This is a genomic window from Bacteroides sp. AF25-5LB (assembly GCF_003602965.1).
In the GTDB taxonomy this organism is placed as follows: domain Bacteria; phylum Bacteroidota; class Bacteroidia; order Bacteroidales; family Bacteroidaceae; genus Bacteroides; species Bacteroides uniformis.
In genome coordinates, this window is record NZ_QTMC01000016.1 from 32,762 (window position 1) to 55,988 (window position 23,227).

At 46.8% G+C, this 23,227-nt stretch carries 20 protein-coding genes, 1 tRNA gene and 1 pseudogene; 8 read left to right on the forward strand and 14 right to left on the reverse strand.

Going from position 1 to position 23,227, the window contains the following annotated elements:
- Position 1: 1 nt before the first annotated feature.
- Entirely contained in the window at positions 2-1,270 is a 1,269-nt protein-coding gene (gene tilS / locus DWY57_RS16040; RefSeq protein WP_119962100.1) for a tRNA lysidine(34) synthetase TilS, read from the reverse strand.
- Positions 1,271-1,616: 346 nt separating this feature from the next.
- Here tilS and feoB point away from each other — a divergent pair, with 346 nt between their 5' ends.
- The 4 genes from feoB (at position 1,617) to DWY57_RS16060 (ending at position 5,109) form a co-directional block, all read left to right on the forward strand.
- Positions 1,617-4,088: a ferrous iron transport protein B gene (gene feoB / locus DWY57_RS16045; protein ID WP_119962101.1), complete on the forward strand. Its 2,472-nt coding sequence runs from the start codon at positions 1,617-1,619 to the stop codon at positions 4,086-4,088.
- Entirely contained in the window at positions 4,085-4,303 is a 219-nt protein-coding gene (locus tag DWY57_RS21405) for a hypothetical protein (RefSeq protein WP_016274282.1), read from the forward strand. Before feoB ends, DWY57_RS21405 begins: the two co-directional genes overlap by 4 nt.
- Positions 4,304-4,371: 68 nt before the next feature.
- Positions 4,372-4,446, forward strand: a tRNA-Cys gene (locus DWY57_RS16055).
- A gap of 126 nt (positions 4,447-4,572) precedes the next feature.
- Entirely contained in the window at positions 4,573-5,109 is a 537-nt protein-coding gene (locus DWY57_RS16060) for a TlpA disulfide reductase family protein (protein ID WP_119962066.1), read from the forward strand.
- Positions 5,110-5,168: 59 nt separating this feature from the next.
- Here the strand turns inward: DWY57_RS16060 and DWY57_RS16065 are convergent, their stop codons facing one another.
- The 7 genes from DWY57_RS16065 to DWY57_RS16095 form a co-directional block, all read right to left on the reverse strand.
- Positions 5,169-5,906, reverse strand: coding sequence for a class I SAM-dependent methyltransferase (locus tag DWY57_RS16065; protein ID WP_119962067.1), 738 nt, complete (start codon positions 5,904-5,906; stop codon positions 5,169-5,171).
- Complete coding sequence (locus DWY57_RS16070; protein ID WP_008664928.1) at positions 5,903-6,088, reverse strand: hypothetical protein; 186 nt, start codon at positions 6,086-6,088, stop codon at positions 5,903-5,905. The genes DWY57_RS16065 and DWY57_RS16070 overlap by 4 nt, the downstream gene beginning before the upstream one ends.
- A gap of 29 nt (positions 6,089-6,117) precedes the next feature.
- Positions 6,118-6,495, reverse strand: coding sequence for a VOC family protein (locus tag DWY57_RS16075; protein ID WP_119962068.1), 378 nt, complete (start codon positions 6,493-6,495; stop codon positions 6,118-6,120).
- A gap of 49 nt (positions 6,496-6,544) precedes the next feature.
- The gene (locus DWY57_RS16080; protein ID WP_119962069.1) at positions 6,545-7,690 is read right to left on the reverse strand and encodes a DUF4468 domain-containing protein; all 1,146 of its coding nucleotides are present in this window, start codon (positions 7,688-7,690) and stop codon (positions 6,545-6,547) included.
- A 39-nt stretch (positions 7,691-7,729) separates the two neighbouring features.
- Complete coding sequence (locus tag DWY57_RS16085; protein WP_119962070.1) at positions 7,730-8,464, reverse strand: MBL fold metallo-hydrolase; 735 nt, start codon at positions 8,462-8,464, stop codon at positions 7,730-7,732.
- 82 nt (positions 8,465-8,546) lie between these two features.
- On the reverse strand, positions 8,547-9,251 hold the full coding sequence (locus tag DWY57_RS16090) for a pirin family protein (protein ID WP_057089062.1): 705 nt from the start codon (positions 9,249-9,251) through the stop codon (positions 8,547-8,549).
- Positions 9,252-9,350: 99 nt separating this feature from the next.
- Positions 9,351-10,352, reverse strand: coding sequence for a 2-hydroxyacid dehydrogenase (locus tag DWY57_RS16095; protein WP_117600347.1), 1,002 nt, complete (start codon positions 10,350-10,352; stop codon positions 9,351-9,353).
- Between the two features lie 234 nt (positions 10,353-10,586).
- Here DWY57_RS16095 and DWY57_RS16100 point away from each other — a divergent pair, with 234 nt between their 5' ends.
- Complete coding sequence (locus DWY57_RS16100; RefSeq protein WP_119962071.1) at positions 10,587-11,912, forward strand: outer membrane beta-barrel protein; 1,326 nt, start codon at positions 10,587-10,589, stop codon at positions 11,910-11,912.
- Positions 11,913-11,988: 76 nt separating this feature from the next.
- Here DWY57_RS16100 and DWY57_RS16105 read toward each other — a convergent pair whose 3' ends face one another.
- The 6 genes and pseudogenes from DWY57_RS16105 to DWY57_RS21410 form a co-directional block, all read right to left on the reverse strand.
- Positions 11,989-13,269 (reverse strand): hypothetical protein, encoded by a 1,281-nt coding sequence (locus DWY57_RS16105; protein WP_117600345.1) that lies wholly within the window; start codon positions 13,267-13,269, stop codon positions 11,989-11,991.
- A gap of 176 nt (positions 13,270-13,445) precedes the next feature.
- A complete protein-coding gene (locus DWY57_RS16110) occupies positions 13,446-14,573 on the reverse strand; it encodes a glycosyl hydrolase family 18 protein (RefSeq protein WP_119962072.1) in 1,128 nt (375 codons plus the stop codon).
- Positions 14,574-14,585: 12 nt separating this feature from the next.
- Positions 14,586-15,521: a hypothetical protein gene (locus tag DWY57_RS16115; protein WP_057089055.1), complete on the reverse strand. Its 936-nt coding sequence runs from the start codon at positions 15,519-15,521 to the stop codon at positions 14,586-14,588.
- A 28-nt stretch (positions 15,522-15,549) separates the two neighbouring features.
- A complete protein-coding gene (locus tag DWY57_RS16120; RefSeq protein WP_119962073.1) occupies positions 15,550-17,340 on the reverse strand; it encodes a RagB/SusD family nutrient uptake outer membrane protein in 1,791 nt (596 codons plus the stop codon).
- 15 nt (positions 17,341-17,355) lie between these two features.
- A pseudogene (locus tag DWY57_RS16125) lies at positions 17,356-20,346 on the reverse strand (TonB-dependent receptor); the annotation flags it as partial.
- Positions 20,347-20,358: 12 nt separating this feature from the next.
- Positions 20,359-20,589: a hypothetical protein gene (locus DWY57_RS21410; protein ID WP_243634701.1), complete on the reverse strand. Its 231-nt coding sequence runs from the start codon at positions 20,587-20,589 to the stop codon at positions 20,359-20,361.
- 621 nt (positions 20,590-21,210) lie between these two features.
- Here DWY57_RS21410 and DWY57_RS16130 point away from each other — a divergent pair.
- The 3 genes from DWY57_RS16130 (at position 21,211) to queF (ending at position 23,147) form a co-directional block, all read left to right on the forward strand.
- Positions 21,211-21,891, forward strand: a complete 681-nt coding sequence (locus tag DWY57_RS16130; RefSeq protein ID WP_117965328.1) for a queuosine precursor transporter — start codon at positions 21,211-21,213, stop codon at positions 21,889-21,891.
- Between the two features lie 112 nt (positions 21,892-22,003).
- A complete protein-coding gene (gene queC, locus DWY57_RS16135) occupies positions 22,004-22,660 on the forward strand; it encodes a 7-cyano-7-deazaguanine synthase QueC (RefSeq protein ID WP_005831503.1) in 657 nt (218 codons plus the stop codon).
- Between the two features lie 31 nt (positions 22,661-22,691).
- Complete coding sequence (queF, locus tag DWY57_RS16140) at positions 22,692-23,147, forward strand: preQ(1) synthase (RefSeq protein WP_117965416.1); 456 nt, start codon at positions 22,692-22,694, stop codon at positions 23,145-23,147.
- The last annotated feature ends 80 nt before the right edge of the window (positions 23,148-23,227 follow it).

Here is a 23,227-nt window from a genome sequence, read left to right on the forward strand (position 1 = left end):
GCTACTGGCCGGTGGTTGATACAACCAGCACTTTCCGGGTTTTTTCGTCTATTCTGAAACGGTTGTCCGCCCGTTCTCCCACCAGCCAGATGATGTCATCTCCGCAGCAAAGTACCCATTGCCGTTCTTTGCGCAGAAGGGAGAACTTGCGGTCGGTCAAGTAGTCGCTTACCTTCTTCCGGCCTTTCATGCCGAAGGGCACGAAGCTGTCTCCCTGCCTGCAAAGGCGTAGCGAGAGGGGATGCTGGAGTTTGTCGGCATCAAAGCAGGCGGTAGCTTTGTCGCGTGGAATCATGAAATCCGGTGTATAGGGATGTTCTTTTATTTCCAATAAGGGCTTTACGGCTTCTTGTACGGGCTCTATCAACAACGAGCCGCGGTCTTTGATGACACGCCAGCCGGGGGTGGCAAAGACTTTGCCGGGCTGTCCGTCCAATGTCCGGCAGATGTCCCTTACTTGTGCGGCGTTGAACCCGAGCGGATGCAGGATCTCAAATAAGACCGTTTCCGATGCCGCTTCTTGCTTCAGGGCGTTGATACTTATGCCTTCCGATGTCTTGACCCGCAGTTTGGCTTCTTCTATACCTATATTATATATAGAGGCCGCATCGTCCAGATGCTCTGCCGTTTTGAGGATGCTTTCCTTGACGGAGGGGTTTATCTCCTGCATCATGGGAAGCAGGTTCAAGCGTATTTTGTTGCGGGTATATTCGTCCTGCAGATTGGTGCTGTCCGTCACGTAGGATTGCCCGATACTTTCCAGATAACCGACGATTTCCTTTCTGTCCAGACAGAGCAAGGGGCGGACTATATGTCCGTTTCGGGGGCGTATGCCCCGCAACCCGTTGATGCCGGTACCGCGAATCAGATTGAGCAGCAATGTCTCCACACTGTCATCCTGATGGTGGGCGACGGCAATGACGGCTGCACTGCATGCTTCCCTTGTTTTTTCGAACCACGCGTAGCGCAATTCCCTTGCAGCCATTTCGATGGAGATATGCCGTTCCTTTGCTTCCTGCTCCGTGTTGAAGTGGACGGTGTGCAGCGTCACCCGGTGCTCCAGGCAGAGCTGGCGTACAAAGTGCTCGTCGCGGTCGGATTCCGCTCCGCGCAGATGGAAGTTGCAATGGGCGGCTTCGCATGTGTATCCCAGGCTGAGGAGCAGACGCAGCAACGCCACGGAGTCCGCCCCGCCGCTCAGTGCCACAAGTATCTTGTCGTCCGGCGAGAAGAGCTTGTGGCGCTCGATGTATTGTACTACCTTCTGCATATTCAACTATAGAGTGGTGCAAAGATAGTGCAAACGATTTTTATTGCCATATCTGCAAGTATCTATTTTCAAAATCTTTATCGGCTAAGGTCGTATTTGCTAAAAGCTAATCTTACTACAGTTGTGTTTTATGCATACCACAGCTTTGTTCTTTTCTTACCACAGCTGTGGTAAGAAAAGAACAAAGCTGTGGTAAAATTACGATTTAGTATCTCTGGAAATAATGTTCTGCCTTCTGGGAATTATTGTTTAGTGTCTCTTATTTAAAAACATTCTAAATTATTTGTACCTTGTAGCCATAAGTATTATCTTTGTCCCCAAAATAGAAAAGAAAGGCAGAAAGACTATGCGTTTGTCCGAATTGAATACCGGTGAAAAAGGTGTAATCGTAAAAGTGCTGGGACACGGTGGTTTCCGCAAACGGATTGTGGAAATGGGATTTATTAAAGGTAAAACAGTGGAGGTCTTGCTGAATGCTCCGTTACGTGACCCTATCAAATACAAAGTAATGGGATATGAGATTTCTCTTCGTCGGCAGGAGGCTGAGATGATAGAGATTATCAGTGAGCAGGAAGCCAAGGAGCAGGCTGTGCAGCCCGATTACCACGAGGGGCTGGGCGAAAACATGCATCTGGGCGAAGATGAGCTGAAGCAACTGGCCCTCGGCAAACGCCGAACCATAAATGTGGCTTTGGTGGGAAATCCCAACTGTGGTAAAACTTCTCTTTTCAACATCGCTTCCGGCTCGCACGAGCATGTGGGTAATTACAGTGGTGTTACGGTAGATGCCAAGGAGGGGTATTTTGACTTCCAGGGCTATCACTTCCGTATTGTCGACCTTCCCGGAACCTATTCCCTCTCGGCCTACTCTCCCGAAGAAATCTATGTCCGCCGGCACATTATCAATGAAACGCCGGATATCATTATCAATGTTGTGGACTCTTCCAACCTGGAACGCAATCTCTATCTCACCACCCAGCTGATTGACATGAACGTGCGCATGGTGATTGCACTGAACATGTACGATGAGCTGGAAGCCAGTGGAAACACGCTGGATTATGTAAAGCTCAGCCAGTTGTTCGGAGTTCCGATGTTGCCTACGGTCAGCCGTAGCGGAAAAGGCATCGAACAGCTGTTCCATGTGATTATCAATATTTACGAAGGCGGCGATTTCCTCGACCATAAAGGCAGGATGCGCAGCGAGATATTGAATGACCTTCGCAGCTGGCATAAGGAGTATGTTCCCGACCATGACTTCGGCAGCCATAAAGAAGAGATAGAACAGCCGCGCGGCTTCTACCGCCATATCCATATCAATCACGGTCCCGAGCTGGAACGTAGCATTGAGGAGGTGAAGCGCGTCATCAGCGTCAATGAGAACATCCGCCACAAATATTCCACACGTTTCCTTGCCATCAAGCTGCTGGAGAACGACGAAGACTTGAAAAAGATTGTGGAGGAGCTGCCCAACGGAAAGGAAATTCTTGCCGTCCGCGACCGGGAAGAGGCACGGATTGCCGAGGTGGTGAACGAGGAGAGCGAGCAGGCCATCACCGATGCCAAGTATGGTTTTATAGCCGGTGCCCTGCGGGAGACCTATGTGGACAATCATCAGGATACGTCGCGGACCACTCAAATCATAGACTCAATCGTTACTCACCGTGTATGGGGCTATCCCATTTTCTTCCTTTTCCTTTATCTGATGTTCGAAGGCACCTTTGTGCTGGGCGACTATCCTATGCAGGGGATTGAATGGCTGGTAGGCGAATTGGGCGACCTGATACGCAACAACATGTCCGAAGGACCGCTGAAGGACCTTCTGGTGGATGGTATTGTCGGTGGTGTGGGAGGCGTCATTGTATTCCTGCCGAATATTCTGTTACTCTATTTCTTCATTTCCTTGATGGAGGACTCGGGCTATATGGCGCGTGCCGCTTTCATCATGGATAAGATTATGCATAAGATGGGTTTGCATGGAAAGTCCTTCATTCCGCTGATTATGGGCTTTGGGTGTAATGTGCCCGCCATCATGGCTTCGCGTACCATAGAGAACCGCAAGAGCCGTCTGGTGACGATGCTCATTAACCCACTGATGTCGTGTAGCGCCCGTCTGCCCATCTATTTATTGCTGGCAGGCGCCTTCTTCCCGAACAATGCGAGCTTTGTGCTGTTAGTAATCTATGCCATCGGCATTCTGTTGGCAGTGGTCATGGCACGTCTTTTCTGCCGCTTCCTGGTGAAAGGGGACGATACACCGTTTGTCATGGAGCTGCCGCCTTATCGTATGCCGACATCCAAGGCCATCTTCCGCCATACGTGGGAGAAGGGGGCGCAGTATCTCCGCAAGATGGGAGGTATCATTATGGTGGCATCCATCGTTATCTGGGCATTGGGATATTATCCCAACCACGATGAATATGAAAGTGTGACGGAACAGCAGGAAAATTCCTACATCGGCCGGATTGGTAAAGCCATGGAACCAGTCATCGAACCGTTGGGATTCGACTGGAAGCTGGGCATCGGCATCCTTTCTGGCGTGGGCGCCAAGGAACTGGTGGTAAGCACGCTCGGAGTGCTTTATGCCGACGATGCCGAGGCAGATGCCGCAAGCTTGGGCGAACGCATTCCGATAACGCCCCTGGTGGCTTTCGGCTACATGGTGTTTGTGCTGATTTATTTTCCGTGCATCGCCACGTTGGCAGCCATTAAAGGTGAGTCGGGCAGTTGGAAGTGGGCCGTGTTTGCGGGGCTTTATACTACTGCGCTGGCCTGGCTGATGTCTTTTGCAATTTATCAGATAGGAGGTCTGTTTTTATGATGAATAGTTGGCAGGAGTGGGTAGTAGCCTTATTGTTGTTGCTCTGCGCTGTGCGGATTGGCATGAGTATTTATTCTTTTTTTCATCGGGTCAAAGAAAATGGTAATCCGTGTGATAGTTGTGCAAGTGGCTGTGAACTAAAGAATTTGTATGATAAGAAGCGTGCGGAGTGCAGTGGAGTGACGAAAAAAAAGAAGAAAAGTTGTTGCGGATAGTTGGTAGTTTCAAAAAAAGTGCTACCTTTGCATCCGCAAACAAGAAATAAAGAGTTCTTGTAAGAACCGGTACCTTGGATGAGTGGCTTAGTCAGCGGTCTGCAAAACCGTGTACGGCAGTTCGAATCTGCCAGGTACCTCCAAGAATAAAACTCCGAAACTGCTTTTTAAAAGTGTTTCGGAGTTTTTTGTTATAGGGAATTGTTTGCCCATTCTATAAAATATCATTCGCTGAATAGTTACAGCTTACTTATTAAAGATTGAATAAAATGAAAAAAGTTGGATTTCTGATTTTCTGTCTGTTTGCTATGTGCAGCATAGCAGGCAAGGCACAGGATGTAGTGGCGGACAGTACCGGCTACATCGTTAAGGTGGGGGAGATGGCTCCTGATTTTACGGTGAAGCTGACGGATGGGAAAAGCATTACCCTTTCGGGACTTCGTGGGAAGGTGGTCATGTTGCAGTTTACCGCGAGCTGGTGTGGAGTGTGCCGTAAGGAGATGCCTTTCATTGAGAAGGATATTTGGCTGAAACATAAGTCGAATCCGGATTTTATGCTGATTGGCATCGACCGTGACGAGCCGTTGGAGAAAGTGATTGCTTTTGGTAAGTCAACCGGAGTGACCTATCCTTTGGGTCTGGACCCGGGAGCGGATATATTTGCGAAGTATGCGCTCCGCAAGGCAGGTATCACACGCAATGTCTTGATTGATAAGGAAGGGCGTATTGTGAAGCTGACACGTTTGTATAACCCTGAAGAATTTGCTTCTTTGGTGAAGGAGATTGACGGAATGCTGGCTGAATAGTCGGAATAAGAAGGATAAAAAGAAACAAGAAGGCTTGTCAAAAGCCTTCTTGTTTCTTTTTATCCTTGTCGGGATAGTTTGGCAAGATAGTCATAATGTGTACCCTCTTTCACCAGTTCTGCAGTAAAGCCGTTTTCGGCAGCATAAAGGCTCAGGGTTTGGAAGTCGATGTAGAGCCAGTCAAAGGAGTCGCCTTTGACATTCTTGTATTGCATCTGGAAGTCTACCTCTCCGTAGTAATCACCGGCAAGGTCGATAACAATACTGCCATCTTCCTCTTCGAACAGATAGCTCAGGTTGCTGGAATCCATTAAAACGCAGCCTCCAGGCCGGAGCAGCAGCTTCATCTTCCGGAAAAAATCAGGCAGATTCTCCAACTTTCCGATAATGCCGGAACCGTTCATCAGCATCAGGATAGTGTCGTATTCATCGGCAAAGTGTTCATTGAACAGATTGGTTTGTGACACGCTACGCACACCTCGCTGCTTCATCACTTCCACGGAAAGCGGGGAAATGTCGATGGCATGGACCTCTTTTCCGGCTTCTTGCAGGGCAAGGCTATGGCAACCGCTGCCGGCACCCACATCCAGAATCCTTCCGGTTGCCATTTGCAGAGCAGTACGCTCCAGCAAGGGCATTTGCTTTTCTGTGCGGAATAGCTCTTCGACGGGAATTTCGTCCTCATCAAATTGTGAAGAGAACACGCGTAGGCGGTCGGCTTTATGCCGTTTAAAGTAATCGGCTATGGCTGCGCCCATCGGGTCCTTGTCGGCAGGCAATAAGGCTGTATTTATCATTTCTTATGTCTGTTAGCGCGTTTGCGGCGGATTTCTGCTTTCATTTTGGCTGAGGCGGAACCGTGTTGCCCGGTAATGTAGGTTTTCTTCTTGGCTTTGGTCTTTATCTTGTTTTCTTCTTTAGGTTTGTCCTTTTTGCCTTTGAAGACAATACCACCCATCATCGCTTCTTCTATACTCATATATTTCGTTGTTTTAGTGATGTAAAATATCATTTCTCCGGCAGTACCTCAATCCAATAGTCATCCGGGTCATTGATAAAGTACAGTCCCATTGCTGTGTTTTCGAAGCATACCCATCCGTTTTCCTTATGGTATTGGCGTATGGCGTTGTAATCGCCGGATACGCGGAAGCAGAGGTGACTCTCGTTCTCTCCTAATTCGTAGGCTTGTGGGTGGTCTTTCAAGCAGGTCAGTTCCAGCAGGAAGCCGGTACTGCCGTCGGTCAGATAGACCAGAGTGAAAGAGCCGTCGGACGACTCTTTCCTATGATGTTCTTTCAGCCCCAGTGCCTTTTCGTAGAATGCGATGCTACGTTCCAGGTTGGTGACATTGATATTAAAATGGTCGAATTTACTTTTTATTTCCATTTGTTTATTTCTGATTTGATTATTTACAATTTACAGTCTGCGTGTGCGGTCATTTGACCATTGCTTTCAGAATTTCACCTACATACGTGCGTGGCATACCTTCCATCGTTGCCGGTGAGGGCAGCTTCTTACATTCCAGAATGACCGTAGGCTCTGTCTGTCCCGTAGGATAGAAACGGATGGTATAGCTTTCTGCTTTTTCCATTTGTTCATACGGTTGGTCGGGCGACAGTATGCTGAATACAACTGGTTTGCCGTTGACTTTGCCCAAAGAACCTCCGGAGTTTGCTGTCATCATGGTCATGTTGAAAGGCTCTTGGCCGATGACGATAACCAATTTGCCTGCTCCGGTCTGGATGGCATCGGCTGACAATTGCTCGGGGGCTATGGTCGTATATTCTTGTTGCTGGCTCTTTTGGGCAGGAACCAGTGCGGCAGGTTTCTTGACTTGGGGCACTTCGATGACTTGGGCATCTTTCACGACGCCTTCGGATGCCTTTTCAGCAGCCTGGGCGGGTTCCACGGTAACTTGTTTCTTTGGGGTGATTACCGTCGGACCGGAATTGACGACAGCCTTCACCTCTTTCTTTTCTTCCTTCTTTTCTTCTACCGGAGCTTTGGCAGTGGTGGCGCTCAATGCTTCTGCTGCTCCCAGGCAAAGGTCATCAACGAAGTCTACGGTTTTTCTGCGCCACTTGGCAAGTCCGCGTACCAGTTTGGTCTTCGCCTTGTTCAAGGCATACTTGTCTACAATCCACTCCTCGGCGGTATATTTTTCTTTTCCTTCGCGGTAGTTAAACCGTATCTTCTCTACTTCGAGCACGCTCTTTTCGGGTTGGCAGGTCACAGTCAGCTGGTAAAGGATTTTGGTACGGTCTAATGACAGAGCCGTAGAACTGAATACAATCCATTCATCCCCGATACCTACAATCTGTCCTTTCTCTTTGTCTGAGAATACTACACGGCTGTTATTTTCATTCTCTTTCAGACGGGCATCCATCCAGCCGAGCAGACGTTCGTAGATTTCATCCTGAGACATGCCGGGGATGCTGAATTCTTTGGTGAATACCACTTTACCGTCCACCTCGGGAACGGCACCGGCCAGATATTTACTGTCGTCCCTATCCTGCGCCTGCAGCATGGTCGGCAGACACAGGCAAAACAGTGTAAAAAGAAGTTGTGTCAAATTTTTCATAATAGTATGTGTTTTAATTATTAATTTACGAATTATGGGCTACAAGTTGGGGAGTTCGAAACTTTCACCACGGTGTGCGATGCTCAGAAAGTGGCATCCCTTGCTCTCGGCAAACTGCCGGAAGGCGTTGCCTCCCTGATAATCTTCGCTGAAGTGCATCGGTACAAATATAGTGATTTTTATTCGTTCCACGAATTGTTCTGCTCCACGCATATAATCTTTTCCGATACGGCTGTCTACCGGAAACATGGCTACATCTATGGCAGGTGCAGTTTGCTGCAGAGCTCTCACTTCGGCCAGAAAGTCACCTTCGGCCTTGCGTATTTCCTGCGGAGTAGATTCCTCGCTCCAGTGCCAGTTGTTTAGGTCACCGGCATGGAACAGTCGCCTGCCCTGCAGGTCTATCAGGAAGGAGATACCCACATCGGTGGAACTGAAGGCTTGGATACGGATATGTTCGTCTTCGTAGGTGTCGCCCTTATTGATATAGGTGGCATCTTCCGCTGAGGCGCGGCGGTGCTTCAGGATGTCTTTGGAGAATATGTAGCGGATGTCGGGCCGCTGTTTTTTCCATGAAAGAACTTCGCGATTGAAGTGGTCGGGATGGAAATGCGAGCATAGTACGTAGAGTACGCCCGGCTTTTCCAAGAGATTGTCGTGCACGATACCTTTATTGAAAACCTCTTCCGAGGAATCTTTATAGTAATCGATAATGACCGTCACTCCGTCCGCTTCAATCGCGAAGCCGCTATGGTAGATGTAATCAAGTTTCATTTACGGATTGAATTATAGCGCAATATTACAAAAAACGCTACACAAACTTCCGGTTTAAGCTGTTATTTTATGCAAAAGCACGCTACATCGGTACTTCTATGAAGAGAATGTGAGAGTCTTTCAGTGTTTCCAGCTCAAAACTGCCGGTTTCGTACACTCCCATTCCGTCACGACGTGAGAGCACTGTGCCGTCCACTTTGACTTCACCCTCCATTACGAAGATGTAGACACCGGAATGCGATTGGTGCATGTGGTAGTCAATCTTCTTTCCAGCTTCTATTTCACCGATAGAGAACCAGGTCTGTTGTAGCAATCTGGCAGGAGCATCGCCGTCAGGGGATACTATTAGCGCCATTTCATTTTTGCGCAGAAGTGGACGTACGTCGAAGTCCTGGTATGCGGGTGGTGTGTTCAGCTTTTCGGGCATCACCCAGATTTGCAGGAATTCTACCGCTTCAGTGTCACTGCCGTTCATTTCGCTGTGGTAGATGCCGGTGCCGGCACTCATGGTTTGTATATCTCCCGGAGTGATGACGCGGCTGTTCTGATGACTGTCCCCATGTTTCAGTTTCCCTTTCAAGGGAATGGAGATGATTTCCATATTTTTATGAGGATGTGTGCCGAAGCCCTTTCCCGGAGCCACACGGTCGTCGTTCAGTACACGCAAGGCGCCGAAATTCATCCGGCGGGGATTGTAATACTCGTCAAAACTGAAGGTGTGGTGGCTGTCAAGCCAATCATATAGGGAATGACCTCTGCTATCTGATTTGTCTATAACTTTTTTCATAATTTATTCCTTTTCCTAAAATGGTTTATATACTAGTAACGCTTTGGAAAGTTATAAAGTTTTAAAACCGATGTCTAATAATTTGTAAATGAGTGGGAACTATGCTTTGACCTCATTTTCCAGTGGCTTATGGTTCATAAAATCTTTGATGTTCTGTAACGTTGTCGAAGCAATGTTTTCCAGTGCCTCGCGTGTGAAAAAGGCCTGGTGCGAAGTGACGATGACATTATTGAAGGACAGTAGCCGCGCCAGGGTATCGTCATCGATGATTTTGTCCGATTGGTCTTCATAGAAATATTCGCTTTCCTCTTCGTACACATCCAGGCCGGCAGAGCCGATTTTCTTGTTTTTCAGTCCTTCAATCAGGGCGTTGGTATGGATGAGTTGTCCACGTCCGGTATTGATAATCATTACTCCGTCCTTCATTTTACTGATGGAATAGTCGTTGATGAGATATTTGGTCTGCTCAGTCAGCGGGCAGTGCAGGGAGATGATATCCGAATTGTGATAAAGCTCATCCAGGCTGGTATATACCACTTGGTGTTCACGGGCAAAATTATAGTCGGGATAGAGGTCGTAGGCAAGGATATTCATGCCGAATCCGCGCAGGATACATATCAGTTTTTTGGCAATTTTTCCCGTACCGATGATGCCTGCTGTCTTTCCGTACATGTCGAAGCCCAGAAGTCCGTGCAGCGAGAAGTTTCCGTCCCGTGTCCGCCAGGTGGCGCGTGGAATTTTACGGTTGAGGGATAACATCAGGGCAACGGTATACTCTGCCACGGCATAAGGGGAATAGGCAGGGACGTGCACTACGGTAATGCCACAGTCGGTAGCTGCTTTCAAATCTACATTGTTGTAGCCGGCGCAGCGCAACGCCAATAATTTCACACCATTGTCCGCCATCAGACGAATAACTTCGGCATCGGCCGTGTCGTTCACGAAGATACAGACTGCATCTACGCCTTGGGTTAAAATAACATTGTGCTTGTTGAGATGCCCTTTATAGTAGCGGAGCTCAAAACTATATTCCTTGTTCTTTTCATTGAAAGATGCTTCATCATAAGGTTTGCTGCCAAAAAATGCAATAGTGTATGCCATGGGATTTGTTGTTTTTTAAATGTTATATAATAATAGGGAGATAACAAGTGGAAAGTTGATATGGTTCAGTGGCCGGAAGGATCCATAAAATGATAATTATTTCCATTTGTTTCATTAGAAACTATTTGGTATTTCAATGAAAGTATTATATTAGGATAACTTTATGCACAAAACTATTTTTTATGTGCAATATTATTGTACCTTTGCGCCCGAAAACAATTAAAAAAGATTTAGATGAGAAAAATTTCGTTGATTAGCATTGTGATGTTAATCGTTTCAATTCCAACTTTTGCGGGTGGTATCCTGACAAATACAAATCAGCATGTATCTTTTCTTAGAATGTTAGCACGTGGTGCTTCCATTGATATTGACGGTGTCTATTCTAATCCGGCCGGTTTGGCCTTCTTGCCGGAAGATGGTCTCTATTTGTCTTTGAATGGACAAAGTGCTTATCAGACTCGTAACATAAAGGCGACATTTCCCTTGTTTATTGAAGATGGGAATACACGTTATTATAAAGGAAAAGCTTCTGCTCCTTTCATTCCTAGTTTTCAAGGTGCATATAAAAAAGGAGACTGGACTATTTCCGGTAGCTTTGCTGTTGTAGGTGGTGGTGGTAAGGCATCGTTTGATGATGGTTTGGGTATGTTCGATTCAATGGTGATGGGACAAGTCCATACTATTTCGGGTGGTCAAATCACTCCCAATATGTATTCTATCAATAGTGCAATGGATGGAAGCCAGTTTATTTATGGTGTGCAATTGGGGTTGTCGTATCAAGTTAATGATTGGTTAGGTGTGTTTGCCGGTGGACGTATGAATTATTTTACCGGTGGGTATGAAGGATTTCTGACTGCAACCGCACACAGTAATATTCCTACTTATGGTGGTATGGAATTGGTTGGTATCGATTTAGACTGCGACCAGACCGGCTGGGGATTGACCCCTATCTTGGGAGCTGATGTGAAGTTGGGCAAATGGAATATTGGGTTGAAGTACGAGTTTATGACCAGTCTTAATCTCGAAAATAAAACCAAAAAAGCTGAAGTACGTGCGATGGGAACTGCTATGGGAGATGAAGGGAATCCTTTGGCTGACTATAAGGATGGTGTGAATACTCCGAGTGATATCCCTGCATTATTGACTGCAGCTGTTGGTTATGAATTCCTTCCTACGCTTCGTGCAACGCTGGAATATCACCATTTTTTTGATAAAGCGGCAGGGATGGCCAATGATAAGCAGAAAGCGTTGAAGCATGGCACACATGAAATTTTGATTGGTGCAGAATGGGATATAGCTAAACAGCTGACCATCAGTGCTGGTTATCAGCGTACAGATTATGGCTTGGCTGATGATTTTCAGAGTGATATAAGTTTTTCATGTGACTCTTATTCACTGGGGTTTGGTGCTGCCATCAAAATGACAAAGCATTTGACTATGAATATAGCCTATTTTTGGACAAACTATGATGATTATACAAAGAAGATAAGTGAAACCACCAAGAATGTTTATAGCCGTACTAATAAAGTGTTTGGTCTTGGTGTTGACTATAAGTTCTGATTTCACAATCCTACCTTTATATATTAAGAAGCCGTCTCAAATGTCGATTTGAGGCGGCTTCTCTTTTTATATTGGATTAGAAAGAATACTGTACAAGCAGGTTCATACGGTTGGCATGGTTGGTGGAATTGTCGAAGTTGGTGCGCCAGCCACGCAGATATTCAGCGCCTACCTGCATGTTCGGGGTTACGTTCCAGAATACGTTGGCTACGAAATACTGTCCGTAGCGATAGGTACTTGGCAGGTCGTTGGGATAACCGTCTTCAGAATAAAGGCGGGACATGCTGTAAGTGCTTGAGAGGAATATCTTCGGAGATATGTTATATTGCAGACCTGCATACCAGCCCAGCATGGGCAATGCCTGCATTTTGCCTTCCTTTTCGGGATTGGGGACAATATCGACGTTCAGATTGCTGATGTCGTTCAGGTATTGCCCGATACCTTTACCATAGTTGACTTGCCCGAATGCCTGCCATTTTTTACCGAGATTGAAGGTCGTTGAGGCTTGTATACCGTATCCGGTGACACTGGATGCCTTATCCCTTTCTACATTGGTATATGTCATGCTGCGGATGATACCTCCTACACGCAGATGACTGCTGCTGTTCCAGCTGTATTGTGCCGAAGCCGTGAAGTCCGGCATGCGTTGCTGGGCAATCTCGAATTGGCTGCTTGTTGTGCCGTCAACGGCAGGCGCCTCGATGGAAGCTTGGAAACGAAAGTCTTTCAGCCCTTTATAAGTATATGACAATTGTGTGGCGCGGTAGAATGTGGCACCGTTGGGACCTTGAAAGTCAATGGTGGAAGGGAGGGCGCCTAAGTCCATGAAACCGCCATAATTGTATCCTATTGTTATATTGCGGAATGAAAGATAGGCATTGCGCAGTTGGAATGTTTTGTCTCCACCACGGAAATTTCCAGCAGTATAGACTGTGAAGTCACCCAATAGCCGGGTGTGTCCGACCAATTTCAGAAAGATAGTAGCCGTACTGGCATCCATCTGAAATTGATTTTTGATTTTACTACTGCTTGGAATGTTGGCAGGAACAAAGTCGATGTCATCCACAATACCTCCAAAATCATACTCGCCGGTGGCACGGACATACCCTCCGATACCCAGGGCGAATTTGCCTTGTTTGTCCATCAATAAGAAGCGGGGAGCTTTCGGGTCATGGATGTAAGGCAATTGTGACTCATTCATGATGCGGATAATCTCGTCGCCCGCTTTGTCGATGGTAACTATGACAATGCCGTTTGGAGCTTCGTCATCGATAATCTCTTTTTTTTGTGCATGGATAGTGGACAAGGGAAGTCCGGTTACGCACAACAGAAACATTGCTTTTAAGATTGTTTTCATTTAAGTTAGGTTTTGATGAATGTGCTTTCAACAACTTAAATGAAAAAAGGTTTTGTAGTCTTGGAGGAAGAAAGGAGGTTATTCCGTCAGTATTCTTGCCTTGAATGAAGATCGTATGCAAAATTACCCTTACCCTAATTTCCGGAATAACCTCCTGAGGATGTGTGTTAAGTTATTTATTTTTTCATGACGGCATTCCATAGCGCTTTGCGTAGGGTTCCCATGGTGTCGTCACCTTCATAATCCCAGAACATCATGCCTTTCATGCCGTTTTTTAATATCCATTCACCTTTGGCGGCAATACTGCGGGGATTGTCGTAGCCACAGTAGAAACTGCCGTTTTTGGTGACATAGGGGACATTGCCTTCGGCATCCCAATTATCGATGACATAGCTGTCGTCTTTGCTCAAGTTGAGAATATCCCGATAATTGATACTGCCGCCGGAATTGAAATCTGCCCTTCCATAGAATGGAATCCCCAATACTAATTTGTTGGCAGCTACACCTGCATTCAGGTATTCGTCTACGGAATGCTGGCAGTCCCAGTAATTACTAGGCTTGTTCAATGCTGATTGATGCTGGGGGGCACCAACCAGATCATAGGCCATGATATTGACGAAATCTACATACGGGTCTACAGCCTTTACATCAATATATTTGTAGCCTTCGCCTTGGGGACGCTTGTCCATGCAATAACCTGCATAGGTCAATAGGGTGGACTGCCCCAACTCTGCACGCAAGTCTTTCATCAATAGGGTGAAGTTTTCCACATCTACCAACTCGTCATAGGCATTGCTGCTGAAAGTCATACCGGGAAATTCCCAGTCAATGTCAATACCGTCTATACCCTCACTCAGAACAAAGGCTCTGCAGTCTTGTGCGAATTGCTTGCGCATTTCCGGACTCTTCGCCAGGGCGGAGAAGCCTCCGTCCTGGGAATTGTCAGAATTGGAAACGCTATTGGTAAAAGAGAGTAATATCTTCACATGTGGATACTGGCTCTTTATTTTCTTTACCTTATCAAAACGGGATTTATCACCTTGCAGGCCAAACTTTTCATAAATTCCGTTTTTAACATATAATTCTGCAAAAGCGTAGTTTATGTGGGTCAGGTATTTGGCATCGGGTATGGATGTGCCATAATAAGTGACGTAGCCCAATGCAACCCGGCCTGCAACCTGCTCGGCCATTTCGGTCTCGTTGTCTTCATTTCCCGGAGCTGGCAGTCCGGGAATGTAGTCGTCATTGTGACATGCGGCTACTAGAAAGACAGTAGCTATTATAAATAGCAGTTTCTTTTTCATAGAGAGTGCATATTATTCAGAATCGGTTCCTGCTTCAGTCTTGAAGTAAGCATACCAGCCGCTGTCGTCCCAATCCACACCACCGCTATACTTGCCGGGATGATAGATTGTGATATAGTTCTCATCCAGTGTCAGCAGCCAGAATTTGTTGCTGCCTACGCTTTGTCCGTTGTCGTCATAATTCCCTCCGATGGTGGGGATGCTCGTTATCAGTTCACCCAGTACTCCGTCTTCCGGTTTTTCGTGTGTGAAGGAGAAAGTACCTTCTGCCTTTAGGTTTCCGCTGGCATCATAGGTTTTCATCTTGTTTCCGTCGAATTCGAATACCATGGACTGGTCTCCGGCTTCGGCGGCAGTGACATTGGCCCACCAGGCAAAATTTGATTCGGGAGTATAGCCTGCACTGGTATATTTCCAGCCTCCATGAGCCCCCATATTGCAGACGGAACCCCAGCTGACTTCACGGAACTTCCAGGTTTTCTTGGCAGATTTGTCACTCTTGTCGGTTGCACCGGTGAAGTAAGTGGACCAATCGTCGAATACATTGGTCACAGTCACTACAACCGGCTCTGTCTTGATAATTTGATTGGCGGAAATACCCATATAGTAGATGGAATAGTCTGCATTGGATTCCATGATGACCGTAGCGTTGTCCGTGACCAGTGTCTTACTTTGTTTACTTCCTTCGTCCCCCCATTCTATGTGCCATGAACCGCCAATGTCCGGGCGGGAGTTTTTCAAGGCGATATACTGGTCGCCTTCCACTACTCCGTCTTGGTTGGGGAAGGGTTGGGTAATGGATATGGCAGCTTGTAATGCCTCTTTGGTAATGGGCGTACCGGCATCAGTCACATATTTGTCTCGCAAGTCTTCGTCTTCGATAGGATCGCATGCAGTAACGATGAAGGCTGAAGCAAGCATTGCTATCAATATTTTTGTTGCTTTCATATTGTCTTTATTTATAGGTTAATACTCCTTACATATTGTTCCAATCCGAGAACTGGGCAGATGCATCCCAGCCTGGATTCTGCTCAAGGACTCCATTGGAGATGTCGATTTCGTCTTGCGGAATGGGCCAGTAGCCTTGGGTTGCCTGTAAGCGTTTCTTATAGTCGAATTTTACCATCGGTACCACCGTAGCGGCATTTATTATATTGAACCCGGTCTGTTTGTTGAGTATGTCACCGGCTTCTTCGAGTGAAGGACCCGACCAGCGAAGGATGTCCCACCAGCGGATGGACTCGAATGCAAGTTCCCAGCGGCGTTCCTGCTTGATGGCTTCCAGAGAGTAGGCAACCGGAGCCAAGTGGGAGCGGGCACGTACCTTGTTCAGACCCGTAGCGTCTTGCTTCAGCTCGGACTGCATGAGCAGGACGTCGGCAAAACGGATATGAATCAAGTCGGCAATTTGGAGTAGCTGTTGGGATGTCTGCGAAGATATTCCGGGGAACATCTGTTTGCCGAAAGGTTCGATTTTGCCTTCATTGTAGGAGTTGATATTGATGTATTTTTTCTGGAAATAGCCGGTTTGTTCATAGTAACGATAGGATACGGTATATTCCGGTTCACCCTCGTCCATGGTGCAGTCCATCAGTACGTTGCCGGTAATATTCGGGTCGAGTGCTTTGTACGACCATATGGAACCGGTCAGACGGGGATCCTCCTTGTAACCGTCCGTATAGGTCTGCTTGGCGGCCCAGTCTTTCCATTCGTTGACCATGGCCGGAGATACTGGGCCAGCTCCCCAACCGGTGCCGAAGGGGTAGCTGTCTTTGTTGGAATAGTTGTCGGCAGACGGTGAATAGAATTGGGCGCAAGTGTTGGAGAACCAAGTATAGGTCCAGTCGGATTTCAGGTTATGCTTGTTGGCGAACAAAGTTTCGTCGGAACTGTTTCCTTCCCATTTCAAGTTATGGTTGATGACGTATTGGTAACGGAACCCTTCGGTATTGTCTTCGGTAGCATCGTTGGTATAGGCCCAAATGTTGCGTTGGTCGGACACCAGTTTATGACCGGAGTTGTTTACACAGTCATCTATCCAAGAGATGACCTCCTCTTTGGTAGTTCCGTTGGGAAGCTCGGTTTTTTCGTAGCGTCCGGTATAGAAAAGGAATACACGTGCCATCATGGCTTCGGCGGCATATTTTGTAGCGTGTCCGGTCATGTCTGAGCCTTTCGGATAAATCTTTGCGGGCATCATTTCGATAGCATTTTTCAAGTCTGCTGCAATCTGGGCGTAGATTTCGTCTACGGATGCACGCGGCAGGTTGGTGCTTTCCAGTGTGGTGCGTAAAGGAACTCCGCCAAAAACTTGTGCCAGTTCATAATAAGCCATGGCACGCAGGAAGTAGGACTCACCGAAAAGCCGGTTGCGTTCGCTCTCGCTGGACCATGATTTCACGTTCTCCATTGTGTTGATGGCATTGTTGGCACGGTTGATAAGGGTGTAGCAACGGTCCCAGATGCCGGCAAATGTATTCAGATTGCCACTGTACATAAGGAAGTTGGTGGCACAGTTGTTGGAGTAGGAGAGGTTGCCTCCCAGACAGTCGTCACCTGCCAACTGGGCAATGTAATACTGGGAAGAGGTTTCAGGACTTTCAAACAACAGATGGGCGTATATGGCCGTCACCATCTCTTGGGCATCCTTTTCTGTCTCCGGGAAGTTGGCGGTTGTCTTTTCGGTCAGAAGTTCCGAATCGAGGAAGTTTTCGCATCCTGAAAGAAGAATCAGTATTGCTGATGCTATGAATAATATCTTTTTCATAATTTCTTCGGTTAATTAGAATTTTACATTTAAGCCTATCATATAGGTACGTGCACTGGGGTAGTAGCCCAGGTCGATGCCTGATGCCCAACCATAATCGTCGCCGCCGTAACCGATTTCCGGGTCCATACCGGAATAGCCGGTGAAGGTAAAGAGGTTCTGTGCGGTCAGATACAGACGCAGCTGTTGTACCGGTAACTTTTTGAATGCTTTCTTGAAGTCGAACCCCACAGTGATGTTCTTTATCTTGAGATAGTCTCCATCTTCGATATAAATGTCTGATACTCTGTTCCAGTTGGAGCTGGAAGCGCTGGACAGTCTCGGGAACTTGTCGGACGTACCTTCGCCGTGCCAGCGTTGGAATATCTCTGCTGTATAGTTATTCAAGGGTGAGGAGGAGAAGTCACGATAACACTTCAGAATCTGCTGGCCGAATGCGCCGTAAGTAGTGATTGAGAAGTCAATGGCCTTCCAGCTGGCATTCAGGGAAAGTCCCATTGTCAGGTCGGGATTCGGGTTACCTATCATAGTACGGTCATTGGCATCGAGCGTACCGCTATTGTCGGTGTCTGCCCAGATTACGTCACCCGGCTGTGTCTTGTCGCCATTCAGTTTCGGACCTTTGTAGTTGTCTATCTGTTCCTGGTTCTGGAATATGCCGTTACTCTTGTAGCCGTAGAAGTAGCCGATGGGTTTGCCTACTTCAGCACGGAAGCACTCTTCGGCTCCTTCCCACAGAACGCTGCCGCTACCGTGGATGATTCCGTCTTTGTTGGCAATCTTGGTCACTTCATTCTTGTTGTGAGCAAGGGTCAGGTTGGCTCCATATTGGAAATCCTTTCCGATGTTGTCGTTCCAGTGGAGTCCTACTTCAATACCCGTGTTTTTTACATTACCGCCATTGACGGACACTGCATTGGCACCGAAGGAAGAGAGTACCGGAGCCGTAACCAGCCAGTCTCTGGTATTTTTGTTATACCAGTCGAATTCAAAGCCCAGGCGGTTGTTCAAGAAGCGTGCATCGATACCGAAATTCAATTGCTCCTGTGTTTCCCAGGTAAGGTCCGGGTTGGTCAGTCGGTAGGCGTATGAACCGGTACTGATGAGGTCCATGGAGTCGCCGAACGTATAACCGCCATATCCGTTGTTGGAAGTTATCAGTGAAAGATATTGGAAAGTAGATACATTACAGTTACCGTTTTGCCCCCAGGAAGCACGCAGCTTTAAGAAGTCCAGCCATTTGATTCCTGACATGAAGGACTCGTTGCTGATAACCCATCCGGCGGATACTGAAGGGAAGTATCCCCAGCGGTGTCCGCGGGCAAAAGTGGAGGAACCGTCCGCACGCATGATGACAGAAGCCATGTATTTCTCTTGATAGTTGTAGTTGACACGTCCGAAGAAGGAGGCGATGGAACCTTCCCCGTTAGGCTTGCCAGTCAAGGAGGACACACTGTTGGCGGTCAATGGAACATTGGACAAATAAGCGTGCTTGAAATCATAGAAGTTTGAGCCTATGGCTGAACCGCTCATTTCTTCTCCCATACCCCATTTTTCCATACTCTGACCTACCAGGATGTCGATGTTGTGGTCATCGATATTGAAGATGTAGTTGGCTGTATTGTCCCATGACCAACGGTTATACATGGACATGGATTGGGTTACCTTGTCTTCTGCGTTGTTGAGTGACGCACTCAGATAATCGAATCTCGGCAAATAGGAACGATAACTGGAGGCTCCCATGATGTAGCCGAACTGGCTCTTGATACGCAGGTTCTTGATGGGTTGCAGTTCTGCATAGAAGCTGCTCTGCATGTAATGGGACTTGCTTAGGTTCTGGTTCATATAGTAGTCCAGATAAGCTATCGGGTTTTTATTGGCTCCGTTGGAGATATCCCATTTGTAGTTGTCCTTTTCCTGGTCTGCGTAGAGGTAGTAGTCTCCATCTGAATTGTAAGGGTGCATCAACGGGCTCATGATGAGCATATTGTGCACTCCGTTCCAATAAATGCCGCCGGTTCCGAATGAACCTTGCGTTTGCGAATATTTGTAGTTGATGGTTTCGCCCACTTTCAGGAAGTCAAGATTGCCTTTTTTCATGACTACGTGGTCCGAGTTGACGCGGAAGTTGTAGCGGTTCATTTCAGGAAATTCGCCGGGAACTCCCATGGTGGCTTCTTGGTTGGTGTATGAAATACCTATGGCATATCTGGAACGGTCTGTTCCTCCGGTGATGTTGACTGCGTGGTTCTGTACCAATGCATCTTCATTCAGCACTTCCTTCAGCCAGTTTGTCCCTTTCCATGTTCCGTTCTGTATGGCCTGCAAATCCCTTTCCGGAATATAGGTCGCCCAGTTGTACGGACTCAATCCGTCCATTACACGGCCTTCATCCTGCATCATCATGTACTCTTGGGCATTGAGGATAGTAGGGATTTTGTAGAGGTTCTGCACGCCGACATAGCCGTCGTAACTGACTTCGGCAACACCGGTTTTACCTCGTTTGGTGGTAATCAGGATAACGCCGTTGGCAGCACGCGCACCATAGATGGCGGCGGAAGCGGCATCCTTCAAGACGTCCAAAGATTCAATGTCACTCGGGTTCAGCCCGTCGATGCTACCGTTGGCAACTCCATCTACCACATAAAGCGGGGAGAAGGTTCCGGTAGTACCGATACCGCGGATATTCACCTTAAAGCCCGAACCCAGGAAGCCGTTGTTTTGCGTGATGTTGACACCCGGTGACTGGCTCTGCAAAGCGCCCAGGGCATCCACAGTGTTCAGCTTGGCTATGTCTTCCCCTTTCACTTGTACAGTGGCGCCGGTGACAAGTTTCTTTTTCTGTACACCGTAACCGACAACAACTACTTCATCCAGTAGTTCGGAATCTTCTGCAAGGGTGATTTTCATGTTGGCATCTGCTTTGGCTTCCTGCGTCTTATAGCCGATGTAGGAAATGACCAGGGTGGCACCTCTTTTTACGTTTAGCGAGAATTTACCGTATAAGTCGGTAGTAACTCAATTGGTAGTACCTTTTTCCAAGATACTTGCTCCGATGATAGGCTCTCCATTCTGGTCGACAACAATACCGCGGGCTGTTTGTGCCTGCATCTGTTCTGTCACTCCGAATGAATTTTCCGAATAGGTCTCTATTGCCATGATTCTGCTGCTTCCTATAAATAGGGAGGCGATGGCAATTGCTGTGAGGATTTTGTTGTTCGATGTTCCTCGTTTACGATTTTCATTCATAATAGATGTTTTTTGTTTAAGCTAATGGATCTCAAAATAAATAGGTTGAATAGAAGATGACACTAATAGTGTCTTGGGGCTTTCGGGTAAATCATAGGCATTCATTGTTTTTCTAAGGTTACTATATATAATATGGTATATTCTTGGTTAATATCAATGTGTTTTCCAGAGCTTCCGGATTGTTGTTATCAAATATAACCCTAATTTTAATTATTTAAAATATAGAATCTTAAGTATTAAAATATGTTGTCTATTATTTTATATGCTTAAGGAATTTGCGTGAATGAAATCTTGTTTGAGGATGAATTCGGTTGCATGCTTTTGAATTTGTACTATAATTTATTAATATGTTGATTTATATGCTTTTAGTTTTTATATTTTAAAGTTGTTGTAAATAATATTCTTTGTTTGGGATGTTCTATTTAAGTCTCGTTAACTAAATATGCACAGTTTGCAATTACTTCGAATAAAAAAAGGACTTTCGTTTTGCTTGAGTTTTAGTTAAAATATATGTTGTTTGTTCATTTGCAAAACTTGTTGTATCTTTGCAACCGGATTTAAAATGTATGATGCCGTGAATAACGGTCGTGTATTCTAGAACACCACGTAAAAAACAGGAGTATGAAACAAAAAGTATCTGTACCTTTTATGTTGCTGGGCATTCTGTTCAATGTATGCTTGATTGCAGCCAATCTTCTTGAGACTAAAGTTATCCAGTTTTTGGGTATTACCGTAACAGCCGGATTGCTGGTCTTTCCTGTTTCTTATATTATCAACGATTGCATTGCCGAGGTTTGGGGCTTTCGTAAAGCTCGTCTGATAATCTGGAGCGGTTTTGCCATGAACTTTTTTGTGGTAATGCTGGGACTGATAGCCGTGGCATTGCCTGCCGCCCCTTTCTGGGATGGTGCCGCGCATTTCAATTTTGTCTTTGGAATGGCTCCCCGTATTGTCATAGCTAGTCTGACGGCATTCTTGGTGGGCTCTTTTCTGAATGCCTACGTAATGAGCCGCATGAAACTGGCAAGCAACGGGCGTAATTTCTCCGCACGTGCCATTTGGTCGACGGTGGTTGGTGAGACGGCAGACTCGTTGATTTTCTTTCCGGTGGCGTTCGGAGGAATCATTGCATGGCGGGAGTTGCTGGTGATGATGTGTATCCAGATTCTGCTGAAGTCCATGTACGAGGTATTGATACTGCCTGTGACTATCCGTGTGGTAAAAGCTATTAAGCGGATAGACGGTAGTGATGTCTATGATGAAGGCATCTCCTATAAAGTATGGAAAATAGGCGATATTTAAAGCCCCTTACCCGTAGTGAGGGGAAATCAGTTATTATGTCAAACAAATAATAAGCAATGCCCTCTCTGTTTCCCTCCCTACGGGGGAGGGAAACAGAGAGGCTTTTAACAAGATGAATAGGGACACTGCTTTGGTGGTATTCAGTGGCGGGCAGGACTCGACCACTTGCCTCTTTTGGGCAAAACGTGAATTTAAGAAAGTGTATGCGCTGAGTTTTCTGTATGGACAGAAGCATCAGAAGGAAGTGGACTTGGCGAGGGCCATTGCCCGTAAGGCAGGTGTGGAGTTCGAAGTAATGGATGTTTCCTTTATCGGCCGGCTGGGACATAACTCATTGACAGATGCCGGCATGGAGATGGACCAGGAGAAGCCGGCAGACAGCTTTCCGAATACTTTTGTGCCGGGACGCAATCTGTTTTTCCTGAGTATAGCCGCCGTCTACGCCCGCGAGCGGGGAATTAATCATATTGTGACGGGGGTGTCGCAGACCGATTTCAGCGGTTATCCCGATTGCCGGGATGCTTTCATCAAGTCGCTTAACGTGACGCTGAACCTGGCTATGGACGAGCAATTCGTACTGCACACACCACTGATGTGGATTGACAAAGCGGAGACCTGGGCACTGGCAGACGAGCTTGGAGTGCTCGAACTTATACGCCACGAAACGCTGACTTGTTATAACGGTATCCCGGGAGATGGTTGTGGACACTGCCCGGCATGCACGTTGCGCAGAGAAGGATTGGAAAAGTTTTTGGCTTCTACTAAATGAGGCACACTTGTATCACTAAAAATATATGGCTATGACAGAATTGAAAGACCAACTTTCCCTTTTGGGGAGAAAGACAGCATACCGTCAGGACTATGCTCCCGAAGTATTAGAGGCATTTGATAACAAGCATCCCGGCAATGACTACTGGGTGCGTTTCAACTGCCCCGAATTCACCAGTCTTTGTCCCATCACGGGACAACCGGACTTTGCGGAAATCCGTATTTGCTATATCCCCGATGTCAAGATGGTGGAGAGCAAGAGCCTGAAGCTCTATCTGTTCAGCTTCCGCAATCACGGAGCTTTCCACGAAGATTGCGTGAACATCATAATGAAAGACCTCATTCATTTGATGAATCCTAAGTATATCGAGGTGACTGGTATCTTTACCCCGCGTGGCGGCATCTCCATTTATCCGTATGCCAATTACGGACGTCCCGGCACGAAGTTCGAGCAGATGGCGGAGCATCGTTTGATGAACCGTGAATAAGATGCTGTATCTGATGGCTCCTATAAATAGAAGGGGGCTGTTAGGACAGGTAATTTTTGCATCACTATATTCTATATCCT